Source organism: Paraburkholderia sediminicola (genome assembly GCF_046030555.1).
GTDB classification, from domain to species: Bacteria; Pseudomonadota; Gammaproteobacteria; order Burkholderiales; family Burkholderiaceae; genus Paraburkholderia; species Paraburkholderia sediminicola_E.
In genome coordinates this window covers 45,548-65,604 of the sequence record NZ_JAQQCH010000023.1, presented here as the reverse complement: position 1 = coordinate 65,604, position 20,057 = coordinate 45,548, and the positions used below count along the sequence as shown (strand labels likewise).

Sequence of the window (20,057 nt, the reverse complement as noted above, 5' to 3'; positions counted from 1 at the left end):
ACCTGGTCAGGCTGTAGCAATGCGGCAGGCCGCTTGCATGACCCTGTTTAACCGAATCGATTTTCACCCCTCGGCTACTGACAAAGCCGGGACGCACAAGCTCAAACTGTTGCAGCCCGCTTAAAACAACAAGCCGTTCCCGTCGCCGGTCAGCAGTCCGGCGATTCATAAAACGCATGGAGAAGAGACAATGCAGGATCAGTACATCCTCGCGCTTGACCAAGGCACCACCAGCTCACGCGCGATGCTGTTCGACCGGCTCGGCAATATCGTGTCGACCGCTCAGAAAGAATTCCAGCAAATCTATCCGCGTCCGGGTTGGGTCGAGCACGACCCGCAGGAAATCTGGTCGACGCAGGCCGGCGTCGCCGCCGAGGCGGTCACGCGCGCCGGCATGAACGGCACGTCGATCGCCGCGATCGGCATTACCAATCAACGTGAGACCACCATTGTGTGGGACCGCGAAACCGGCCACCCCATCTATAACGCGATCGTCTGGCAAGACCGCCGCACTGCCGACTTCTGCGATCAGCTTAAAGAGCAAGGTCTCGAAGAAAAAGTCCGCGCGAAAACCGGCCTGCCGATCGATTCGTACTTCTCGGCAACCAAGATCCGCTGGATTCTCGACAACGTCGAAGGCGCGCGCGAAAAGGCGAAGCAAGGTCGCCTCGCGTTCGGCACGGTGGATAGCTGGCTCGTGTGGAACTTCACCAAGGGCGGCCTGCACGTCACCGACGTGACCAACGCGTCGCGCACGATGCTGTTCAACATCCACACGCTGAAGTGGGACGACGAACTGCTCGAAGCGCTCGATATTCCGCGCAACATGTTGCCGGAAGTGCGTGCGTCGTCCGAAGTGTATGGACCGACCAAGACCACTGTGTTCGCCTCCAAGATTCCGCTCGCGGGCATTGCCGGCGACCAGCACGCGGCCCTGTTCGGCCAGATGTGTACGCAGTCGGGCATGGTGAAGAACACCTACGGCACTGGCTGCTTCCTCGTGATGAACACCGGCGACAAGCCGATCGAATCGAAGAACAATCTCGTCACCACCATTGCGTGGCAGATCGGCGACCAGATCAATTACGCGCTCGAAGGCAGCATCTTCATCGGTGGCGCGGTAGTGCAATGGCTGCGCGACGGCCTCGGCATCATCAAGAACGCCACAGAAATCGAAACGCTGGCGCGCAGCGTGCCGCATAGTGACGGCGTGTATCTGGTGCCCGCGTTTGCAGGCCTCGGCGCGCCGCACTGGAATGCCCGCGCGCGTGGCACGTTGTTCGGTGTGACGCGCGGCACGAGCTCGGCGCATATCGCCCGCGCCGCGCTCGACTCGATCGCCTATCAATCGCTCGACGTCCTGAAAGCAATGGAAGCCGACTCCGGCATTCGCATCGGCGAATTGCGTGTGGACGGCGGCGCTTGCGCGAACAATCTGCTGATGCAATTCCAGGCGGACATTCTCGGCGTCGACGCAGTGCGTCCGAAAGTATCGGAGACAACCGCATTGGGCGCGGCGTATCTGGCCGGTCTCGCGGTCGGCTATTGGAAAGACGTGGACGAACTGCAAAGCCAGTGGGCGCTCGATCGCCGTTTCACGCCTGCGCTGCCGCATGCCGATGTCAAGGAATGCCTCGACGGCTGGAAGCGCGCGATCCGCGCCGCGAAGGCTTGGGCCGACACGCCCTGATTGCTGTCCTTCGGTTCCTAAGACACCTTTCGACATAACGAAGCCGCTTATTCGGCGGCTTCCCTAACAACTATATTTCGGATAACCAACGATGTCTCCTTACATTGCGGAATTCATCGGCACAGCGATTCTGGTGCTGCTCGGCAACGGCGCGGTCGCCAACGTGCTGCTCGCGCGCACCAAAGGCAAAGGCGCGGATCTGATCGTGATCGTGATGGGCTGGGCGATGGCCGTGTTCGTCGCCGTCTACGTCACGGCATCGTACAGCGGCGCGCACCTGAACCCCGTCGTGACGATCAGCCTCGCGCTGGCAGGCAAATTCGCGTGGGCCAAAGTACCAGGCTACATCGCGGCGCAGATGCTCGGCGGGATGGCCGGCGCCCTGCTCGTGTGGGTCGCGTATCGTCAGCACTTCAATAACGAAGGGGATGCCGACGTGAAGCTCGGCGTGTTCTGCACGTCGCCGGCCATTCGCAGCGTGCCGCATAACCTGCTCACCGAAATGATCGCGACGTTCGTGCTGATTCTCGGCGTACTGTATCTGGCTTCGCCGCAAGTCGGCCTGGGTGCGCTCGACGCGCTGCCGGTCGGCCTGCTGGTGCTCGGCATCGGTATTTCGCTCGGTGGCCCGACCGGTTATGCGATGAGCCCCGCGCGCGACCTGTCGCCGCGTCTGATGCACGCGCTGCTGCCGATTCCGGGCAAGCGCGACAGCGACTGGCGTTATTCGTGGATTCCGGTGTGCGGTCCGCTGATGGGCGGCGCGGCGGCAACTGGGCTGTATCTGTACCTGCACACACACTGATCTTGCGGCGCACGTAGGGCGCACATTGGCGCTCTATCGGCAAACTGCGGGCAAACTACAGTCAGACTAAGGACGCAAATAAGCGCCTACGGAAAACGATGGCGCCGCGCACGCGGCGCCAAAGCACGTATCATGATGCTTTCAATCTCCGCGCATGAGCTTGCAACTGCCCTGCTCGCGTGCCTCTCGCTTTCCGTTTTAAAGCATGATCGACCACCTCATCTGTGACTGCGACGGCGTGCTCGTCGACAGCGAAATCATCGCTGACCGCGTGTTGCTCGAAACACTGTCCGCCACCTTCCCCGGCCTCGACTTCGAACCCGTCGTCAAAACGGCGTTCGGCCAGCAGACTTCGCGCTTTCTCGAAGGCATCGAGAAGTCGTTCGATATCACGCTGCCCGCCGATTTCTTCAATACGATCGAACACAATGTCGAGCTCGCGCTCGCGGCGTCGCTCAGCCCGATCAACGGCGTGCGCGAGGCCTTGCAACGCGTGACGCTGCCGGCCGCGGTCGTGTCGAACAGCCGGATGGCGCGCGTGAATGCGTCGGTTCGGCGCGCGGGCTTGCAGCAGATTTTCGGCGAGCGGATTTTCAGCGCCGAACAGGTGGGACGGCCAAAGCCTTATCCGGATGTGTATCTGTTCGCGGCGAAAGCGCTAGGCGTGGACCCAGCGCGATGCATCGTCGTGGAAGATAGCGTGGCGGGTTTGAACGCGGCGCGGGCGGCAGGCATGAAGACGATTGCCTTCGTCGGTGCGAGCCATATTCCCGAAGGTTACGCGGACGCGCTGCGCAAAATGGGCATGACACGCATCATGAAGCATATGGATGAGCTGCCCGCACTGGTTGAAGCCGGTGTGCGAGGTGAATTCGGCGACGTGCAGTCGTAACGGATGCAGCAATAAGAAAGCCGGCTATCGTGAACTCACCCCGCACAGTTGGACATCCGTCCAACGATTTGGGGTGCCGTTCGCCGAAGCCGGCTTTTTTTCAAACGCGTGAGAATGCGTGAAGTTCGCGCTGGCGGGCGCCGTCGTCGTATAGAGCGACAAAACATCCGCGCTCGACCGCCAACAGATCGCCGCACGCCACACCGCTTAACGCATCAAGCCTCGTCGGCCACGCATTCGCGCGCCGTCGCCAGCGCCTGACGGAATTCCACCAGCTCGGCGATCGTCAGCATCGGCAGATTGTGTTGCGCGGCGAAGCGCTCCACGTCCGCGCCGCGCGTCATCGTGCCGTCCGCGTTCATCAGTTCGCACAGCACACCGGCCGGTTTCAGACCCGCGAGAATCGCCAGATCGACTGTGCCTTCGGTGTGGCCGCGCCGCGCGAGTACACCGCCGGGTTGCGCACGCAACGGGAACACGTGACCCGGGCGCACGATATCGGCAGGCTTCGCCGTATCGCTGATTGCCGCGCGAATCGTCGTCACGCGATCGAGCGCGGACACGCCGGTCGTCACGCCATCGCGGGCTTCGATCGAGACCGTGAACGCGGTGCCGTGACGGCTTTCGTTGTTGACGGCCATCGGCGGCAGTTCAAGCGCGCGGATTTTGTCGTCCGGCAAACACAGGCAGACGATGCCGCTGCATTCGCGGATCAGCAAGGCCATGGTTTCGACGGAAAGGCGCTCGGCGGAAACGATCAGATCAGCTTCGTTCTCGCGGTCGTGATCGTCTTGCAGGACGACAGCGCGGCCATCGCGCATGGCTTGCAAGGCGGCGGCGATACGCGGCGGAACGGGCTCGGTGGCGAGCAGGGGAAGGTCGAGAATTGCGTTGTCCGCAATCACCGACGGAGCAGGAAAAGTAGCAAAGGACATAGTTGAAACGCTCATCGCAAAAGTTGGGCGAAAAACGTTTCAGGGCATTGCAAACAGACAAAGACGCGCCGTTGAACGCCGCGCAAAGCGACGCTCGCGCACCGCTCCAACCTCGGGCGGCGCCACGGAAACGAACATGACTATCTGCACATCTTCTTCCATCCGGACTCTAACCGTCGGCTCTGGCTTCTCACCAGATCTGCTGACCCCACTGCGCTTTCGATACGCTGAAAGCTGAACGAAGCGGGCGCTCGCGGGCTCACCGGCTCACGCTTTCGCGCTGCCGGCATACCGCCGGTGGGGAATTTCGCCCCGCCCTGAAGACGCACTGATTGCCGGATCGACCGGCTGGCAAAGCATACAACAGACGCGCGCGACCTGCAGCGCTACCCCTACTGATTAGACGGACATCTCTGCTTCGCAGCGAATCCGTCGCCAAAAACCTGACGTATCAGACCGGCGCGGCCTGCCGTGTCAAATCGTGCGGCGCGGGCACATCCCAGCGCGGCGGCGTTTCTGCCTTCAGCGTCACGCGGAACGCGCGCGCTTCGGTGTCACCGGGATTGCGCAGGCTGTGCGGCTGGTCGGCGTCGAACACGATCGCATCGCCCGTGGCCAGCAATTGACGTTGGTCGTGCACGCTGACTTCCAGCGTGCCTTCGCTCACCACCAGATTCACCGTGGTGCCCGGCGCGCGGCGCGTGCCGGCTTCGGTATGCAATGGCGCGATACGCAACTCGTGAAACTCGGCAGCGGTCGGCTCGGCGTCGGGATAAAGCGGCCGGGCCGAGTAGCGCCCATTCGAACTGACGAGCCGCGACGAACGCTCTGCCGGCAAATGCTCGAAGCCGTTGGTCGCATGACGTCGCAAGAACGCCGCCACCGATACCTTCAACGCCGCGGCCACCTTGCACAGCACCTTGATGGACGGCACGCTGCGCGCCGACTCGATCTGCGCGAGCATTGCTCGCGAGACGCCGGAAGCGCGGGCCAGAGCGTCGAGGGAAAGTTGGCGCTCGGCGCGCAAACGGGCGAGATTCACGCCGACCAGATGTTCAAGAGCATCGAAGGGTTCAGCGGTACGCGGCGACGCATCGGTGTCAGCCGTGGGATCGCGAACCAGCGCAAGCGGGGAATGCATGATTGCCTCCAGTAGCGCCGCCGGACGGCGGGCAAGCGGTTAGTGGAAGCAAGATAGCATCGCGCCCTGCTACGCCCAACGAAGTTATCTTCACACTGTTATCAGCATTGCGGAGGACGATTCTCGCAAAGCTTGTGCGAATTTCTCATATGGGCGTGCTTCGGCTCGGAGACGTTCGAGCCCGAACATGCCCTCGTGCACATCCATCCGGGGAGATCAGGTGCGCCTGACGCGCACTCAGGCACAGGCAGGCACACTCAGGCGCGCTGCGCGATGACCGATGCCGGCGCATCCATCCGCGCCGCGAACCACGTGAGCAGCAATGCCGCCACGCTGACCGCCGCCGCGACCCACGGCAGCGTATCGAGCGAATGGCCATGATTGATCACCAGACCACCAAGCCACGCGCCGCCCGCATTGCCCACGTTGAATGCGCCGATGTTCAACGTCGAAGCCAGATTTGGCGCGGCAGCGGCCTTCTCGACCACGCGCATCTGCAACGGCGGCACGGTCGCGAACGCAGCAATACCCCACACGAAAATGGTAATCGCCGCGGCCACCTGCGAATGACTGGTCCGCGCGAAGATCGCCATCACCACCGCGAGCGCCACCAGAATACCCATCAGCGAAGGCATCAGCGCACGGTCCGCGAGCTTGCCGCCCACGGTATTGCCGATCGTGAGACCTACGCCGAACAGCACCAGAATCAACGTCACGCCACGTGGTGAGAAGCCGCTGACCTGTTCGAGAATCGGCGCGATATAAGTGAACACGACGAACACGCCGCCGAAACCAAGCACCGTCATCGCGAGCGCGGTCCAGACTTGCGGATCTTTCAGCACTCGTACTTCGTGGCCCAGGCCGACCGGGCCGGCATCATGACGATTCGGCACCAACAGCGACACGCCCGCCAGCGACAGGACGCCAAACGCGCTGACAATCCAGAATGCCGCGCGCCAGCCGAATTCCTGGCCGACGAACGTGCCGAACGGCACGCCAAGCACATTTGCCAACGTCAAGCCGGTGAACATCAGCGCAATCGCGCTCGCCCGCTTTTCAGCCGGCACGAGCGAAGCCGCCACCACCGCGCCGATGCCAAAGAAGGACCCATGTGCGAACGACGTCACCACGCGCGCGATCATCAGCACCGAATAGCTGGACGCGATCGCGCACAGCGTATTGCCGACGATGAACACACCCATCAGCAACTGCAACGCGAGCTTGCGCGGCATCTTGCTGGTGACCACCGCGAGCAGCGGCGCGCCGACGGCCACGCCGAGCGCGTAGCCGCTCACCAGCAAACCGGCCGACGGAATCGACACGGACAGATCGCGCGCGACCTCGGGCAGCAAGCCCATGATCACGAACTCGGTCGTACCGATCGCGAAAGCGCTAATCGCTAGCGCCAGTAATGGAATGGGCATTTTTCTACTCCGGTTCTAAAGTTGAGCGTGTTAGTGCTGAGCGCGGCGCGGCGCCGTCACGAATTCGACGACCACGCCAGGCGCGAGCGCGACGAACAGTTGCAATTCGGCTGGCTGCGGCCCCATCTGCGGCACTTCGGCGAGCTGATAAGGCATGTCCGCCGCATGGAGGCGCTGCAATAGCGCCTGCCATTCGTCAGCGCTCTCCAGCCGGAACGCGATATGGTCGATGCGCGGTGCCGCCCTGCCCGCTATGGCGGGCACCGTTGCATTGATCAGATGAATCACTGGGCGGCCATTTGCATACAACCAGTAGCCGTCGATAGAAAACGGCGGACGCGCGCCCTCCGTCAGCCCGACCACGTCGACGAAGAAACGTCGGGCAGTGTCGAGGTCGGCGGTGACGATCGTTGCGTGATCGAGTTGCATGGTGAGCCCACAGAGCACAAAGGGTTTACGAGGCGTGCATTGTGCGCGGAACACGTCAATTTGATAATTGGCGTAGCATTTGAAGCATTTTCAAATTATTTTTAAAGATCGCTGATCGCTATGGATAACCTCGGTGATATCCGCCTGTTCGTCGAAGCGGCGCAGCAAGGCAGTCTCTCGGCGGCGGGCCGCAAGATGGGTTTGACGCCGGCCGCCGCCAGCGCGCGGCTGGCCAAACTCGAATCCGGCCTGAAAGCGCGTCTATTCGAGCGCACCACCCGTCAGCTCAGGCTCACGGACGAAGGCCGCCTCTACCTGAACTGCTGCCGCCAGGCGCTGCGATCGCTCGACGACGCCGAAGCCGTGCTGCAAGCCGGCCAGGGCGTCGTGCGCGGCAAGGTGCGGATCTCCGCGACCTCGGACTTCGGCCGCAATCTGCTGATGCACTGGCTCGACGAGTTCAACGCGCTTTACCCGGAAGTCACGTTCGCGCTGACGCTGTCGGACTCGCTGTCGAATCTGGTGCAGGAAGATATCGACCTGGCGATCCGTTTCGGCGTGCCGCAGGACAGTTCACTGGTCGCTCGCAAACTCGCGCCAAACCGGCGTGTCCTGTGCGCGTCGCCGGACTACATTGCACGCAGGGGTGAACCGAAAGACCCGCACGATCTGGCGAATTTCGATTGCATCGTGCTCGGCACCGCGTCGGGCCCGGTCAACGAGTGGCGTTTTACGCGTGGCGACGAAGTGCAGCACTACACCGTGCCGCTCGACGCTGCTCGCGAGACGAATGACGGCGCCGTGGCCCGCGAATGGGCGCGGCGCGGCTACGGGATCGTCATCAAGTCAATGTGGGACGTGGAAGCGGACTTGCGCGGCGACTGCCTGAAAATCCTGCTGCCCGAATGGCGCTACCCGGACGCGCCCTTGCACGCGCTCTACCACCGCAACCGCTTCATGGCCCCGCGCGTGCGCGTGCTGCTGGATTTTCTGAGCGAGCGCTTCGCGCAGGTGTCGGACGAACTGGAAGGCCTGCTGGGCTTGCCGCCGGAGCACCCTCGAGCAATAGCCGCGGCGGAAACCGCATCCGGTGAAGGGCTATAATATTGAGCTACGCTGCAAACGTGCATTGAAAGCGGATCCCAATGGACCCGAACAGGCTGCACCCAGGACCGCGACCGGGGACTCAAACAGAGCCCAAGCGCCGCCCCGCGGCCCTCCGCACGTTTTCACCCCTCTTCACCTTTTAAACGACGCCCCCAGGTTAACCACTGCGACCGGCGAAAATCGATGACCAAGAAAGTTTATGTAAAGACCTACGGCTGCCAGATGAACGAGTACGACTCCGACAAAATGGTCGACGTACTCGGCGCGGCTGAAGGCCTCGTCAAGACCGACACGCCGGAAGACGCGGACGTCATTCTCTTCAATACCTGCTCGGTGCGCGAAAAAGCGCAGGAGAAAGTCTTCTCCGAACTCGGCCGTGTGCGCGAGTTGAAAGAAGCGAACCCGAATCTGATCATCGGTGTGGGCGGTTGCGTGGCGAGCCAGGAAGGCGCGTCCATCGTGGCGCGCGCGCCCTATGTCGATCTGGTGTTCGGGCCGCAAACGCTGCACCGTCTGCCGCAAATGATCGACAAGCGCCGCGAAACCGGCCGTGCTCAGGTCGACATCTCGTTCCCGGAAATCGAAAAGTTCGATCACCTGCCGCCCGCGCGCGTCGACGGCGCGAGTGCGTTCGTGTCGATCATGGAAGGTTGCAGCAAATACTGCAGCTACTGCGTCGTGCCCTACACGCGCGGCGAAGAAGTGTCGCGTCCGCTGGACGACGTGCTGACCGAAATCGCCGGCCTCGCCGACCAGGGCGTGCGCGAAGTCACGCTGCTCGGCCAGAATGTCAATGCGTACCGTGCCGGCATCACGCTTGGCTCGAGCGAAATCGCCGACTTCGCTCAGTTGATCGAATACGTCGCGGATATTCCGGGCATCGAGCGGATCCGCTACACCACGTCGCATCCGAAGGAATTCACGCAGCGCCTCATCGACACCTACGCCAAGGTGCCGAAGCTCGTCAGCCACCTGCATCTACCGGTGCAGCACGGTTCCGACCGCATCCTGATGGCGATGAAGCGCGGCTACACCGTGCTCGAATACAAGTCGGTGATCCGCAAGCTGCGCGCGATCCGCCCGGACCTGTCTTTGTCGACCGACATGATCGTAGGCTTCCCCGGCGAGACGGAAGAAGACTTCGACAAGATGATGACGTTGATCCACGAGATGAAGTACGACACGAGCTTCTCGTTCATCTACAGCCCGCGTCCCGGTACGCCGGCCGCGAATCTGCACGACGACACGCCGCACGAAGTGAAGCTCAAGCGTCTGTACCATCTGCAGGCTACGATCGAAGAAAACGTGCAGCGCATCAGCGATTCGATGGTCGGCAAGGTCGAGCGGATTCTGGTCGAGCGCCCGGCGCGCAAGGACCCGAACGAGCTCGCGGGCCGCACCGAGAACAACCGCGTGGTGAATTTCCCGGCGCCGATCGCATCGCACGCGCGGCTGATCGGTCAGATGGTGGACGTGAAAATCGTCCATGCGTACCCACATTCGTTACGTGGCGAACTCGTGCTGGTGCACGACGACACGCCCGCAACCACCCACTGAGCGACGCCAGCCAGCGTCACAAACCCGACAGGATCGATCCACCGCCTTGAAGACCACTCAGCAGCATCTGGAATTCACCGCACCGCGCGATGACAACGCGCGGCTCGCCAACCTCTGCGGACCGCTCGACGAAAATCTGCGGCAGATCGAGCAGGCGCTCGACGTGACGCTGCAACGCCGTGGCCACCGCATCACGATTCGCGGGCGCGGCGCGAAACTCGCGCTCACCGCGCTCGAAAAGTTCTACAACAACTCGCAGGCGCCGCTGTCGGTCGACGACATCCAGCTCGCGCTCGTCGAAGTGCGTCAGCCGGCACGGCATCGCACGAACGGCAACGATCATGGCGGCGAAACCGGCGACTCGCGCTTTCCGGGCAATCCGGATCATCCGTTCGACCAACCCGCCGACAACGGCGACGAAGACCTCGAAGAACTCGGCCCGAAGCTGTACACGCGGCGCGCCGATCTGCGCGGCCGCACGCCGGCGCAACGCGAGTATCTGAAGCAGATCATTGCGCATGACGTGACCTTCGGTGTGGGGCCTGCGGGGACCGGCAAGACGTATCTCGCCGTGGCTTGCGCGGTGGACGCGCTGGAGCGCGATCAGGTCAAACGCATCGTGCTGACGCGCCCGGCCGTCGAAGCGGGTGAACGCCTCGGCTTTTTGCCGGGCGATCTGGCACAGAAGGTGGATCCGTATCTGCGTCCTTTGTACGACGCGCTGTACGACCTGCTCGGCTTCGACAAGACCGCCAAGATGTTCGAGCGGCAGATGATCGAAATCGCACCGCTCGCGTACATGCGCGGGCGCACGCTGAATCACGCGTTCATCATCCTCGACGAGGCGCAGAACACCACGCCCGAGCAGATGAAGATGTTTCTCACGCGGATTGGCTTCGGCTCGAAGGCGGTGGTCACCGGCGATACGACCCAGGTCGACTTGCCGCGCGGCGCGAAGAGCGGGCTGATCGAAGCTCAGCAGGTGCTCGCAGACGTACGTGGCATTGCGCTCACGCGCTTTACCAGCGCGGACGTGGTGCGCCATCCACTGGTCGCGCGAATTGTGGAGGCGTACGATGCGCATTCGCAAAAAACCGCCGGTCCGGCGGATTCCCGCTAATTCGCGGCGCTGATTAGCGTCACTAATTTGCGTTGAATTTCACTGGATCTGCCGCAGCAACCCTAGCAACACATCGACACCGCATGAGCCGCGCACCGAAACTGACGTTGAATCTGCAATTCCCGGCCGCCAAAGCCTGGCCGGAACACAAGGCACTGCTGCCGCGCGCCACCGTGGCCGGCTGGATTAAGGCGGCGCTCTTCGCGGACGGTGAGCTGACCGTGCGTTTCGTCGACGCCGAAGAAGGCCGTACCCTGAATCGCACCTATCGCGGCAAGGATTATTCGACCAACGTGCTGACGTTTGCGTACGCCGAATCGGAAGACGATCCGGTAACGGGCGACCTGATCCTGTGCTGTCCGGTGGTGGCAAAGGAAGCCGCCGAACAGGGCAAGCCGCTCCTCGCACACTACGCGCATCTGCTGGTGCACGGCGCCCTCCATGCGCAAGGCTACGACCACGAGATCGAGGAAGAAGCCGAGGAAATGGAAGCGATCGAAACCGAAATTCTCGGCAAGCTCGGTTTCATGGATCCTTATCAATAGTCTTTGCCGTCATCGTCAGAAACCACCGTGAGCACTTCGTCCCCTGAAGCCGATACCCAAAGCACGCCTTGCCCGGACTATCCGCCCGCGCTCGGTGAATCGCGGCTGCTGACGGACGAGGAGTTGCGCGCGTCGCTGGAATGCACTTTGCGCGACTGGGACCGCAAGAGCGACCTGTGGCTGTTCGGCTATGGTTCGCTGATCTGGAATCCCGGTCTGCCCACCGTCGAAGCGGCCCGTTCAAAAGTGCATGGCTACCACCGCGGCTTGTATTTGTGGTCGCGCGTGAATCGCGGCACCCCCGAACAACCAGGGCTCGTACTCGCGCTCGATCGCGGCGGTTCGTGCTCCGGCATCGCCTTCCGCCTCGCCGCGGAGGGTGCGATGCCGCATCTGGAAGCGTTGTGGCGCCGTGAAATGCCGATGGGTTCGTACCGCCCGGCGTGGCTGCCCTGCGTGCTCGCCGACGGCCGGCGCGTCGACGCGCTCGCGTTCGTAATGCGCCGCGACGTGCCGACCTACACCGGCAAGCTGCGCGACGAGGTGGTCAAAACCGTGTTTGGCTGCGCGTGCGGCCGCTATGGCACGACGCTCGATTACGTCAGCCGCACCGTCCATGCGTTGCGCGAAAGCGGCATGCCCGACCGCGCGCTCGAAGCGCTGCTCGAGCGTTGCCGCGAGGAAAGCGGCGAGGCCGGCCGGACGGACGAGCAGCGAACAAGTCCATGACCGGACCGATAAGCTGCAAGCCGCGAGCCGACTGATGACGCGCAGCCGACCGGTTTGCGAACAGTTGCGAACCGCCACCGTGGGCGCAGTGCTGAGCAGCAAAACAGCGCCGGCCACGTCGACCTGCACCGCGCTCGCCGCGCGACGAAGCGGGCTTTTTTGCTCGAAAACGCTTTTCCCCACGTAATCAGTTAGGATTGACCCACGCCCACCGCACGTGACCGGGCGGTTTCATTACAGCTTCATTCATCGCCCAGCCAGGCGGGACACGGTCCTGCCATGTGCCTGGTGTATCCTTAATGCTCTGCAACAGCGCGCCCAGTCTCGCCGGGCGCACTACCATGAACGACACGTATCCCAGTCGACGCCAAATCGACAAACCGCAAGAGAAACGCTCACTCCTCGAGCGTTTGACCGACTTCATCTCGCCCGAGCCCGACTCGCGCGCAGAACTCCTGGAAATCCTGCAGGACGCGCACGAGCGCAACCTGATCGACGCCGACTCGCTGTCGATGATCGAAGGCGTGTTCCAGGTATCCGAACTCAGCGCGCGCGACATCATGGTGCCGCGCGCGCAAATGGACGCGATCAACATCGCGGACAATCCCGCCGAATTCATCCCCTACGTGCTGGAAAAAGCACACTCGCGCTATCCGGTTTTCGAAGGCAACCGCGACAACATCATCGGCGTGCTGCTCGCGAAAGACCTGCTGCGCTACTACGCTGAAGACGAATTCGACGTGCGCGGCATGCTGCGCCCGGCCGTCTTCATTCCCGAGTCGAAGCGCCTGAACGTGCTGCTGCACGACTTCCGCGTGAATCGCAATCACCTCGCGGTGGTGGTCGACGAATACGGCGGTGTGGCCGGCCTGATCACGATCGAAGACGTGCTGGAACAGATCGTCGGCGATATCGAAGACGAATACGATTTTGACGAGGAAAGCGGCAACATCATTGCCTCGCCGGACGGCCGCTTCCGCGTGCGCGCGCTCACCGAAATCGAGCAGTTCAACGAGGCCTTCGGCACGGATTATTCGGACGACGAGGTCGATACGATCGGCGGTCTCGTCACGCACCATTTCGGACGGGTGCCACATCGCGGCGAAAAAGTCCGCCTCGACGATCTGATCTTCGAGATTCTGCGCGGCGACGCCCGCCAGATTCACATGCTGCTGGTGCGCCGCGACCCGCTCGCCGGCCAGCGCGAGCGCGAAGCACAGCACGTGCAGACCTGATCCGCTTCCTTTCTTCGCTTCTTCAACTCCTCACGCCGACCGCGCAACAATGGCCGACCCGATTACTTCCCGTTCGCGCCGCGGCGTGAGTGCCCCTGCCGCCGGAGAAACACGCGGCCGTGCACTGCCCCGCTGGCATTATCTCGTCGCATTGGTCGCCGGTGCGGCCAACACGTTTTCGTTCGCGCCGACGCCGCATGGCGGCTGGCTCGAACTCGTGATCTTCGTGTTCTTCTTCGCCTGGCTCACGCGGACGACCGGCTGGAAAAGTGCCGCGTTGACCGGCGGCGCTTTCGGCTTCGGCAACTTCGTCACAGGCGTGTGGTGGCTGTACGTCAGCATGCACTACTACGGCGGCATGGCCGCGCCACTCGCGGGCGCGGCGGTCGTGCTGTTTTCGCTATATCTGGCGGTGTATCCGGCGCTGGCTGCAGGCGTCTGGTCGTTCTGCGCCGGTCACGCACGCAACGGCGCGTCAGACACCGACAAACCTTTCTCGCCGACCTGGCACGGCGCGCTGGCTTTTGCGAGCGCGTGGGCAATCGGTGAATGGTTGCGCGGCACCGTGTTCACCGGCTTTCCGTGGCTTGCGAGCGGTTATGCGCAAGTGGACGGCCCGTTCGCCGGGTTTGCACCGGTAGCGGGCGTGTACGGCGTCGGCTGGATGCTGGCGTTGGTGGCAGCGTTGATCGTGCAGGCGCTGGTGCCGCTGCTGCCTTCGCGCGGGCAACTCGATGCCGCCGACGGCGGCAATGCTGGAAATACGGTGATTGGGGCTCAACGCAGTATCGCGCGCGTCGCGGTGCCGGGCGGAATCGCGATTGTGCTGATCGCGGCCGGCCTGTTGCTGCCGCTCGCGCAATGGACGCTGCCCGCCAACGCGCCGCTGACGGTGCGCCTCCTGCAAGGCAACGTCAAACAGGAAATGAAGTTCGAAGAAGCAGGCATGCGCGCCGCGATCGACCAGTATCAGCAGATGATCACGTCGAAACCGGCTGACCTGATTGTCACGCCGGAAACCGCCATTCCAGTGCTCGCGCAGCAATTGCCGCCGCAGTTTGCATCGGCGGTGCGCACCTTCTCAGATACGACCGGCACCGCGATCCTGTTCGGCGCGATCGGCGGCACGATTACGCCGGAAGGTCAGGTGATCGACTATACGAACAGCCTGTTCGGCGTCACCCCGGGCACGCGCGACGTGTATCGCTACGACAAACACCATCTCGTGCCGTTTGGCGAATTCGTGCCGTGGGGCTTCCGCTGGTTCGTGAATCTGATGAGCATTCCGCTCGGCGATTTCGCGCGCGGCGCGCCGGTGCAGAAACCGTTCATCGTGCATAACCAGCCGGTGGCCGTCAACATCTGCTACGAAGACATTTTCGGCGAAGAAATCGCCCGGAACATTCGCGAGAGCGATACGCCTGCGGGCGTGCTGGTCAACTCGACCAATCTCGCGTGGTTCGGCGACACGATCGCGCTGGATCAGCATCTGCAGATCGCGCGTATGCGGTCGCTGGAAACCGGCCGGCCGATGCTGCGCGCCACCAACACGGGCATGACGGCTGCGATCGATGCGAACGGCAAGGTGATCGGGCGCCTGACGCCATACACCATCGGTTCGCTCGATGTGACGGTGCAAGGGACCTCGGGCAGCACGCCGTATGTGACGAGTGGCAACAATACGGTGCTGGCGGTTTCGTTGCTGCTGCTGGCGTTTGGGTTTGCGTTTGGGCCGGGGATTATGCGGCGTCGGACAAAGTACTAAGTCAGATTCGGGGTTTGGCATGCCTGCCCTTCCATATGCGCAAGGAGCCGCCCACCTTTCCGTGGATGAAGCTCTCCGGACGGTGGATCGAGACCGCCGGCTTTGAACCCGGACAGCGCGTGCGTATCACCGTCGAACACCAGCGGCTTATCATTACGCCGCTTTAAATACAAAAGCGGCCGCGAATGCGGCCCCTTCTGTGATACCACAAACTCCTGGCAATAGCCGGGACCTTAGCCGCTTGATGCATCGTTGACGATCCGGAATATCTCATCCGTGTCGTCTATGACGCTTTCATCGCCCGCGAACTGAGACATCTCCAGTCTTCCGTCGTTAAATACATCAATCTCTATCCGCTTGCCGGGCAACGTCAAAGAAACCAACACCGAGTCTATACGGTGCCTACTTAAGCTGTAGTACAGCCGCCGACTATCGAGCTCTTCCAACAAGTCGTACAGCGCGTGGGTCATAGCGCCTCCATCAAGTTCACTTTCTGAACCGGCTATCGTTCAAGAGCTTCCAAGCCGTCTTGGCATCACGATCTCCGTTGCGCGATAACGCTTTTATCTCGTCCAAGGTCATGCCCAGATACTGCCCTGGGAAAACGCGCCGCACACTCGCTTGGCATTGACTAGAAATAATTTCATCAGCAGTCGGTGTCGTAGCCAGACCAAACGGATCGACATTTTGAACCGGATTGCCGCCTACATAAGCATACGCGTTCGTCTGCCCACTCGCCCAGCCGATCGGGTCCTCACTGATGAATCGTGCGGTCGTTGGACTGTAATACCGGTTCCGATAGTAGTACATCGAGACAGCGGCCCACACAAACCGTCAACAGTTGGGATGTCCCATCGTAGCCGCAAGGGTCGCGAACATATCGATTTTCGAAGGGCCCCCACACCCCTTCGCGGCTCGCTACGTAACGGCATCGGTCTCATCGTCGGAACAGGGGTATCCGACCGTCTCGAGGGACATGCCGCAATCCGCCAACAACCTTAGCGTTTGTGATGACGCGGAAAACGAAAATACAATCGTTTCACTCAATTTGCACTGGCAACGCTCAACCTAATTTACGCCGTCACTTGCATAAACATATATGTCAACGGTCGCACCGACGTCGCCAACTGCCTTGAGAAACGATGGCGTGAGCGAAATCGGGTAAATAGCTGTGTCGGGCAACCAGAAGAGGCCCATGCGGAACTCGACCGCGTCCACCCCGGGAAACCTGACCAGCCGCCTCACTTCAGCCTCGTAGCTTCGCAAGAAACTGAGCGTCGCATCAATCTGCGGTTCAAGGAGATGCTCGTCAATTGGCGACACCGCGATTTGTAGGGACGAGGACTCTCTGATGGGGCGGTATGCATTCCCAGTCGGCCCGCGTCGAAATATGTCTGCTATACCGGACCACGGAGAGGACGCCAAGAATCCGTCTACATCGAAGTCCGCACCAGATCCACAAAAAATGCAACCAGGCATAAAGTTCATCACCTCACAAATATTGAGCCTTCACCCGCATTGCCCGGTCTCTAAAAGATATATCTTGTAGTACTCCAACGCAGTGTATTTCGGGACCTGCCCGGTCCGTGGGTCTTTAAGCTCTTTGATCAACGAACCGCCATCTTGCCGGTGGAGCCAATTCCAATAAGTATTCGACAAGCCATACTTCTGGTCCCATGGTCCAAGCCCAAACGGATCATTGAACTGAATCGGGTTCCCACCCACATAAGCATACGCATTCGTCTGCCCACTCGCGTAGCCAATCGGGTCTTCACTGATGAACCGTGCCGTGCTCGGGCTGTAATACCGGTTCCGGTAGTAAACAAACGTCCCGACGCGAATCCGCCCTCACATGGGCCGCTTCCCCTTAGCCGGCAAGGCTTTGCCGCGTATCGACTTCGCCGGTCAGGGAATTTTTTTCCAGACGCGATTCTCGATTGATTCGCATCTCGAAACAAGTGTAATCAGCCCGATCACACTCTTTCACATTCAGCCCGCCGGGTTTGACGGCGCGCGCAGCGCGACGGCAAACCCGGCGGAACCGGGCTGTCGTGCCCCACTGCGCCAGAACCGCGCAGACCCTGGCGTTACGCGGTAACGGCGCATATCCGACTACGCACGCTTGCTCCGTCAAGGCCGCGCACAGCGCGCCGAAGGGCAGCCTTGACGGCCACCGGGGTTCTAGGCTCGGACATGCGGTGCAAGACGACATGGCGGCTTGCACCGCATGCGAAGCACGCTTTGTGCTTTTTCGTTCTTCACTTTGGGGAGCCCCATGGGGGCGGACGGGAGGCAGGCTGCGAACACGGCGCGAAGGCCGCACTGCGGCCGCAGCCCGCGCGCAGCAGACTGACGGGTGGGCGGGGCTCACTTCATGACCGGCCGCTTCGCGGCCCCTGACTTTGTCTTGCGCGTAGCGCCATGCCCGGATTGTTTCGTGCACCAGGTGACTGGCCGCACGGCGGCCCTGATGTATTGCTGTGCGCCTCGCGCACCCGGCCGGGCCGGGGGCGCCAGACATAACGCAAATTAGCACCGTCTGGCGGGCCGGCAGAGGGGACAGGTGGAGCGATGACGGCCCGCCAAACGGTGCTAATTTCCCAGCGTTATGTTTAATGTTGGGACGGCGCAGCCGGCCCAACATTTACCCCCGGCCCCCGTTGCCTCCGGCCGCAGGCCGCTGGACCTTCTTCACCATCGGGCCGCCAGGCCCGCACTCCCTTACTCTGCTTCCCCGTCCACTTCAGCGTCGATAGCAGCTAGCAGGGAGAGCGCGTCACGCTCCAGCTTCGCCGGATGCGTCGCCGCGTGGATCTCCTTCAGTTTGCCGATCGCCACCTGCGTGTAGATCTGCGTGCTCGACAGGTCCGCATGGCCTAGCAGCGCCTGGATGAACCGGATATCCGCACCATTCTCCAGCATGTGCGTCGCGCACGCGTGAAGTTCCGACATCAGCCATGTCTATCTCCGACGACGAGCGTGCTTTTTTTGTCGCCCTGGGCGAACGCATCACCCAGTTCCGCAAGACGCGCAACATCACGCAGGTCAAGCTTGCCGAAACACTTGGCGTGTCCCAGCAGACCTATCAGTCGTATGAGGTAGGGCGCAGGCGCATTCCTGTCTCGGCGCTGCCGGTCGTGGCGCGAACCCTGTCGGTTTCGCTGGAGGAGTTGTTCGGCGAGCCCGATAGCTCACCTCGCAAACGCGGCCCCATGCCCAGATGGCAGAAGCACATCGAAGCCATTGCGCAGCTGCCCAAAGCGAAACAGCAGTTCGTCGCGCAGATGCTCGAAGCCGTGCTCGCGCAGGCGCAGCAGCAGTAAGGAAGGTGATGTAACGCCGTAAACGAAGCGCGGGCGATGAGTGCTACCAACACTCACCGCCCGCTGACCACCACCCACTCTTACCAGGAGAGTCGATCATGGCTGACGCCAATCATAAAGCACCCCCACCCGTTACCGAACGGTTCGTCACCATCCAGGAATCCTGGCGCTATCAGAAGGAGGCTCGCATGCCCTTCCATCTGCGCAAGGAGCCGGCCACCTTTCCGTGGATGAAGCTCTCCGGACGATGGATCGAGACCGCCGGCTTTGAGCCTGGACAGCGCGTGCGTATTACCGTCGAGCACCAGAAGCTCATCATTACGCCGCTTTAAATACAGAGGGGCCGCGAATGCGGCCCCTCTGTCACAACTTCATCCCCAAACACATCTACCTGTTTATGGCTACGCTCTTCGCAAGAAGAACAATCCATCCGCCATATACAGGCTCGATTTCGACGAACACTTTTTCCCCTCGCTCGATCGCAACCACTTCGCGCTCAATCACCGGTAACCAGACTGCCTCATTCCTCTGGTCACCACTCACCCCGGACAACAGAAGCGCTAGAGAATCCCGATAGTCATTCGGCTCACTCGCCGAATCCCACAGATGAACTCTGTCAACAATGTTCTGCTCGCGGAATTCATCAGCAACAAAGCGATCCACTCCTTCCGCAACCAGCGTGAAGCGCTGTCTAGCTTGTCCGCGGAAAAAAATGCTGACGCCTTTATCGTCCTCAGTAAAGGTGATTCCAGTGACATGCGCCTCCACGAAATCAGAGAAATCAATCATCGATGCGCTCCCGTCTGTCATGGTTTTCGGGGCCACGGCGAGTAAGGACGCCCCGGCTCCTCGCGCGCGCCCCCTGGCCATTCATGCACATGATCCACCTCGTTGCCTTGGTGCGGTTTGTCATAGTCGCGCTGCGGCAAACCATCCGGTCCGTATTCACGCCCCCGACGCGGACCCTCAATCCAACCATTTGCCGGACCCTCATCGGGTGGATTTTTGGGCCTATTAAAAGTCAACCCATCAATCAGGTCCTGAAACCACTTCGGAACATCTCTCGATCCTGGACTGCAACTCGGCCCAGCCAGTGGAGGGGGCGCAGGAACCGGAATTGCCTGCAACCCGCGCGGATCTCTGAACTGAACCGGATTCCCACCTACATAAGCATACGCATTCGTCTGCCCACTCGCCCACCCGATCGGGTCTTCACTGATGAACCGTCCGGTCGCCGGACTGTAATACCGGTTCCGATAGTAATACAACGGTACTGCGATATTCACTACCGTTTACAGTTGGGAGGTTGCGTCATAGTTGCACCACTCGAACGTACGTACCGCCACTTTTGGCGCATGCC

21 protein-coding genes, 2 pseudogenes and 1 riboswitch are annotated in these 20,057 nt (G+C 61.6%); of the genes and pseudogenes, 13 read left to right on the top strand and 10 right to left on the bottom strand.

The features are described from left to right. The first annotated feature begins 190 nt into the window (after window positions 1-190). From glpK to PQQ52_RS27210, 3 genes are all read left to right on the top strand, one after another. Window positions 191-1,690 (top strand): glycerol kinase GlpK, encoded by a 1,500-nt coding sequence (gene glpK, locus PQQ52_RS27220; RefSeq protein ID WP_325047375.1) that lies wholly within the window; start codon window positions 191-193, stop codon window positions 1,688-1,690. Window positions 1,691-1,781: 91 nt separating this feature from the next. Next, window positions 1,782-2,495, top strand: a complete 714-nt coding sequence (locus PQQ52_RS27215) for an MIP/aquaporin family protein (RefSeq protein WP_408218284.1) — start codon at window positions 1,782-1,784, stop codon at window positions 2,493-2,495. A 205-nt stretch (window positions 2,496-2,700) separates the two neighbouring features. Next, window positions 2,701-3,387, top strand: a complete 687-nt coding sequence (locus PQQ52_RS27210; protein ID WP_408218281.1) for an HAD family hydrolase — start codon at window positions 2,701-2,703, stop codon at window positions 3,385-3,387. Window positions 3,388-3,602: 215 nt separating this feature from the next. On the opposite strand, the gene ribB is transcribed toward PQQ52_RS27210, so the two are convergent. The 4 genes from ribB to PQQ52_RS27190 form a co-directional block, all read right to left on the bottom strand. Continuing rightward, complete coding sequence (ribB, locus tag PQQ52_RS27205; RefSeq protein ID WP_408218278.1) at window positions 3,603-4,322, bottom strand: 3,4-dihydroxy-2-butanone-4-phosphate synthase; 720 nt, start codon at window positions 4,320-4,322, stop codon at window positions 3,603-3,605. 146 nt (window positions 4,323-4,468) lie between these two features. After that, window positions 4,469-4,651: riboswitch (FMN riboswitch) on the bottom strand. A gap of 122 nt (window positions 4,652-4,773) precedes the next feature. After that, on the bottom strand, window positions 4,774-5,463 hold the full coding sequence (locus tag PQQ52_RS27200) for a helix-turn-helix domain-containing protein (protein ID WP_408218275.1): 690 nt from the start codon (window positions 5,461-5,463) through the stop codon (window positions 4,774-4,776). A gap of 257 nt (window positions 5,464-5,720) precedes the next feature. Further along, window positions 5,721-6,887, bottom strand: a complete 1,167-nt coding sequence (locus PQQ52_RS27195; RefSeq protein ID WP_408218272.1) for an MFS transporter — start codon at window positions 6,885-6,887, stop codon at window positions 5,721-5,723. 30 nt (window positions 6,888-6,917) lie between these two features. After that, the gene (locus PQQ52_RS27190; RefSeq protein WP_408218269.1) at window positions 6,918-7,316 is read right to left on the bottom strand and encodes a VOC family protein; all 399 of its coding nucleotides are present in this window, start codon (window positions 7,314-7,316) and stop codon (window positions 6,918-6,920) included. A gap of 120 nt (window positions 7,317-7,436) precedes the next feature. Here PQQ52_RS27190 and PQQ52_RS27185 point away from each other — a divergent pair, with 120 nt between their 5' ends. From PQQ52_RS27185 to PQQ52_RS27150, 8 genes are all read left to right on the top strand, one after another. After that, on the top strand, window positions 7,437-8,420 hold the full coding sequence (locus PQQ52_RS27185; protein WP_408218267.1) for a LysR family transcriptional regulator: 984 nt from the start codon (window positions 7,437-7,439) through the stop codon (window positions 8,418-8,420). A gap of 186 nt (window positions 8,421-8,606) precedes the next feature. After that, window positions 8,607-9,980 carry a tRNA (N6-isopentenyl adenosine(37)-C2)-methylthiotransferase MiaB gene (gene miaB / locus PQQ52_RS27180; protein ID WP_408218264.1) on the top strand — a complete coding sequence of 458 codons (1,374 nt, stop codon included), beginning with the start codon at window positions 8,607-8,609 and terminating at the stop codon, window positions 9,978-9,980. 46 nt (window positions 9,981-10,026) lie between these two features. Then, a complete protein-coding gene (locus PQQ52_RS27175) occupies window positions 10,027-11,100 on the top strand; it encodes a PhoH family protein (protein ID WP_408218262.1) in 1,074 nt (357 codons plus the stop codon). Between the two features lie 83 nt (window positions 11,101-11,183). Continuing rightward, on the top strand, window positions 11,184-11,645 hold the full coding sequence (gene ybeY / locus PQQ52_RS27170; RefSeq protein ID WP_408218259.1) for an rRNA maturation RNase YbeY: 462 nt from the start codon (window positions 11,184-11,186) through the stop codon (window positions 11,643-11,645). A 27-nt stretch (window positions 11,646-11,672) separates the two neighbouring features. Next, complete coding sequence (locus PQQ52_RS27165; RefSeq protein ID WP_408218256.1) at window positions 11,673-12,374, top strand: gamma-glutamylcyclotransferase; 702 nt, start codon at window positions 11,673-11,675, stop codon at window positions 12,372-12,374. A gap of 341 nt (window positions 12,375-12,715) precedes the next feature. Further along, window positions 12,716-13,609, top strand: a complete 894-nt coding sequence (locus PQQ52_RS27160) for a CorC family transporter (protein WP_408218254.1) — start codon at window positions 12,716-12,718, stop codon at window positions 13,607-13,609. A gap of 49 nt (window positions 13,610-13,658) precedes the next feature. Further along, window positions 13,659-15,374 (top strand): apolipoprotein N-acyltransferase, encoded by a 1,716-nt coding sequence (gene lnt / locus PQQ52_RS27155; RefSeq protein ID WP_408218251.1) that lies wholly within the window; start codon window positions 13,659-13,661, stop codon window positions 15,372-15,374. 35 nt (window positions 15,375-15,409) lie between these two features. Next, window positions 15,410-15,541 carry a SymE family type I addiction module toxin gene (locus tag PQQ52_RS27150; protein WP_408218400.1) on the top strand — a complete coding sequence of 44 codons (132 nt, stop codon included), beginning with the start codon at window positions 15,410-15,412 and terminating at the stop codon, window positions 15,539-15,541. 66 nt (window positions 15,542-15,607) lie between these two features. Here the strand turns inward: PQQ52_RS27150 and PQQ52_RS27145 are convergent, their stop codons facing one another. The 4 genes and pseudogenes from PQQ52_RS27145 to PQQ52_RS27130 all read right to left on the bottom strand — a co-directional run. Then, on the bottom strand, window positions 15,608-15,844 hold the full coding sequence (locus PQQ52_RS27145) for a hypothetical protein (protein ID WP_408218248.1): 237 nt from the start codon (window positions 15,842-15,844) through the stop codon (window positions 15,608-15,610). Window positions 15,845-16,040: 196 nt separating this feature from the next. After that, window positions 16,041-16,184 (bottom strand): annotated as a pseudogene (locus PQQ52_RS27140) (RHS repeat-associated core domain-containing protein); the annotation flags it as partial. A 699-nt stretch (window positions 16,185-16,883) separates the two neighbouring features. Beyond that, window positions 16,884-17,216: an RHS repeat-associated core domain-containing protein gene (locus tag PQQ52_RS27135; RefSeq protein ID WP_408218397.1), complete on the bottom strand. Its 333-nt coding sequence runs from the start codon at window positions 17,214-17,216 to the stop codon at window positions 16,884-16,886. A gap of 879 nt (window positions 17,217-18,095) precedes the next feature. Next, a pseudogene (locus PQQ52_RS27130) lies at window positions 18,096-18,314 on the bottom strand (tyrosine-type recombinase/integrase); the annotation flags it as partial. 17 nt (window positions 18,315-18,331) lie between these two features. Between PQQ52_RS27130 and PQQ52_RS27125 the strand changes: the two are divergent. Together PQQ52_RS27125 and PQQ52_RS27120 are read left to right on the top strand one after the other, a co-directional pair. Continuing rightward, the gene (locus PQQ52_RS27125) at window positions 18,332-18,697 is read left to right on the top strand and encodes a helix-turn-helix domain-containing protein (protein WP_408218245.1); all 366 of its coding nucleotides are present in this window, start codon (window positions 18,332-18,334) and stop codon (window positions 18,695-18,697) included. Between the two features lie 98 nt (window positions 18,698-18,795). Then, the gene (locus tag PQQ52_RS27120; RefSeq protein ID WP_408218242.1) at window positions 18,796-19,029 is read left to right on the top strand and encodes a SymE family type I addiction module toxin; all 234 of its coding nucleotides are present in this window, start codon (window positions 18,796-18,798) and stop codon (window positions 19,027-19,029) included. Window positions 19,030-19,084: 55 nt separating this feature from the next. Here the strand turns inward: PQQ52_RS27120 and PQQ52_RS27115 are convergent, their stop codons facing one another. Both PQQ52_RS27115 and PQQ52_RS27110 read right to left on the bottom strand, forming a co-directional pair. Then, entirely contained in the window at window positions 19,085-19,486 is a 402-nt protein-coding gene (locus PQQ52_RS27115) for a hypothetical protein (protein ID WP_408211646.1), read from the bottom strand. A 17-nt stretch (window positions 19,487-19,503) separates the two neighbouring features. Then, window positions 19,504-19,983: an RHS repeat-associated core domain-containing protein gene (locus tag PQQ52_RS27110; protein WP_408218239.1), complete on the bottom strand. Its 480-nt coding sequence runs from the start codon at window positions 19,981-19,983 to the stop codon at window positions 19,504-19,506. Window positions 19,984-20,057 lie beyond the last annotated feature (74 nt).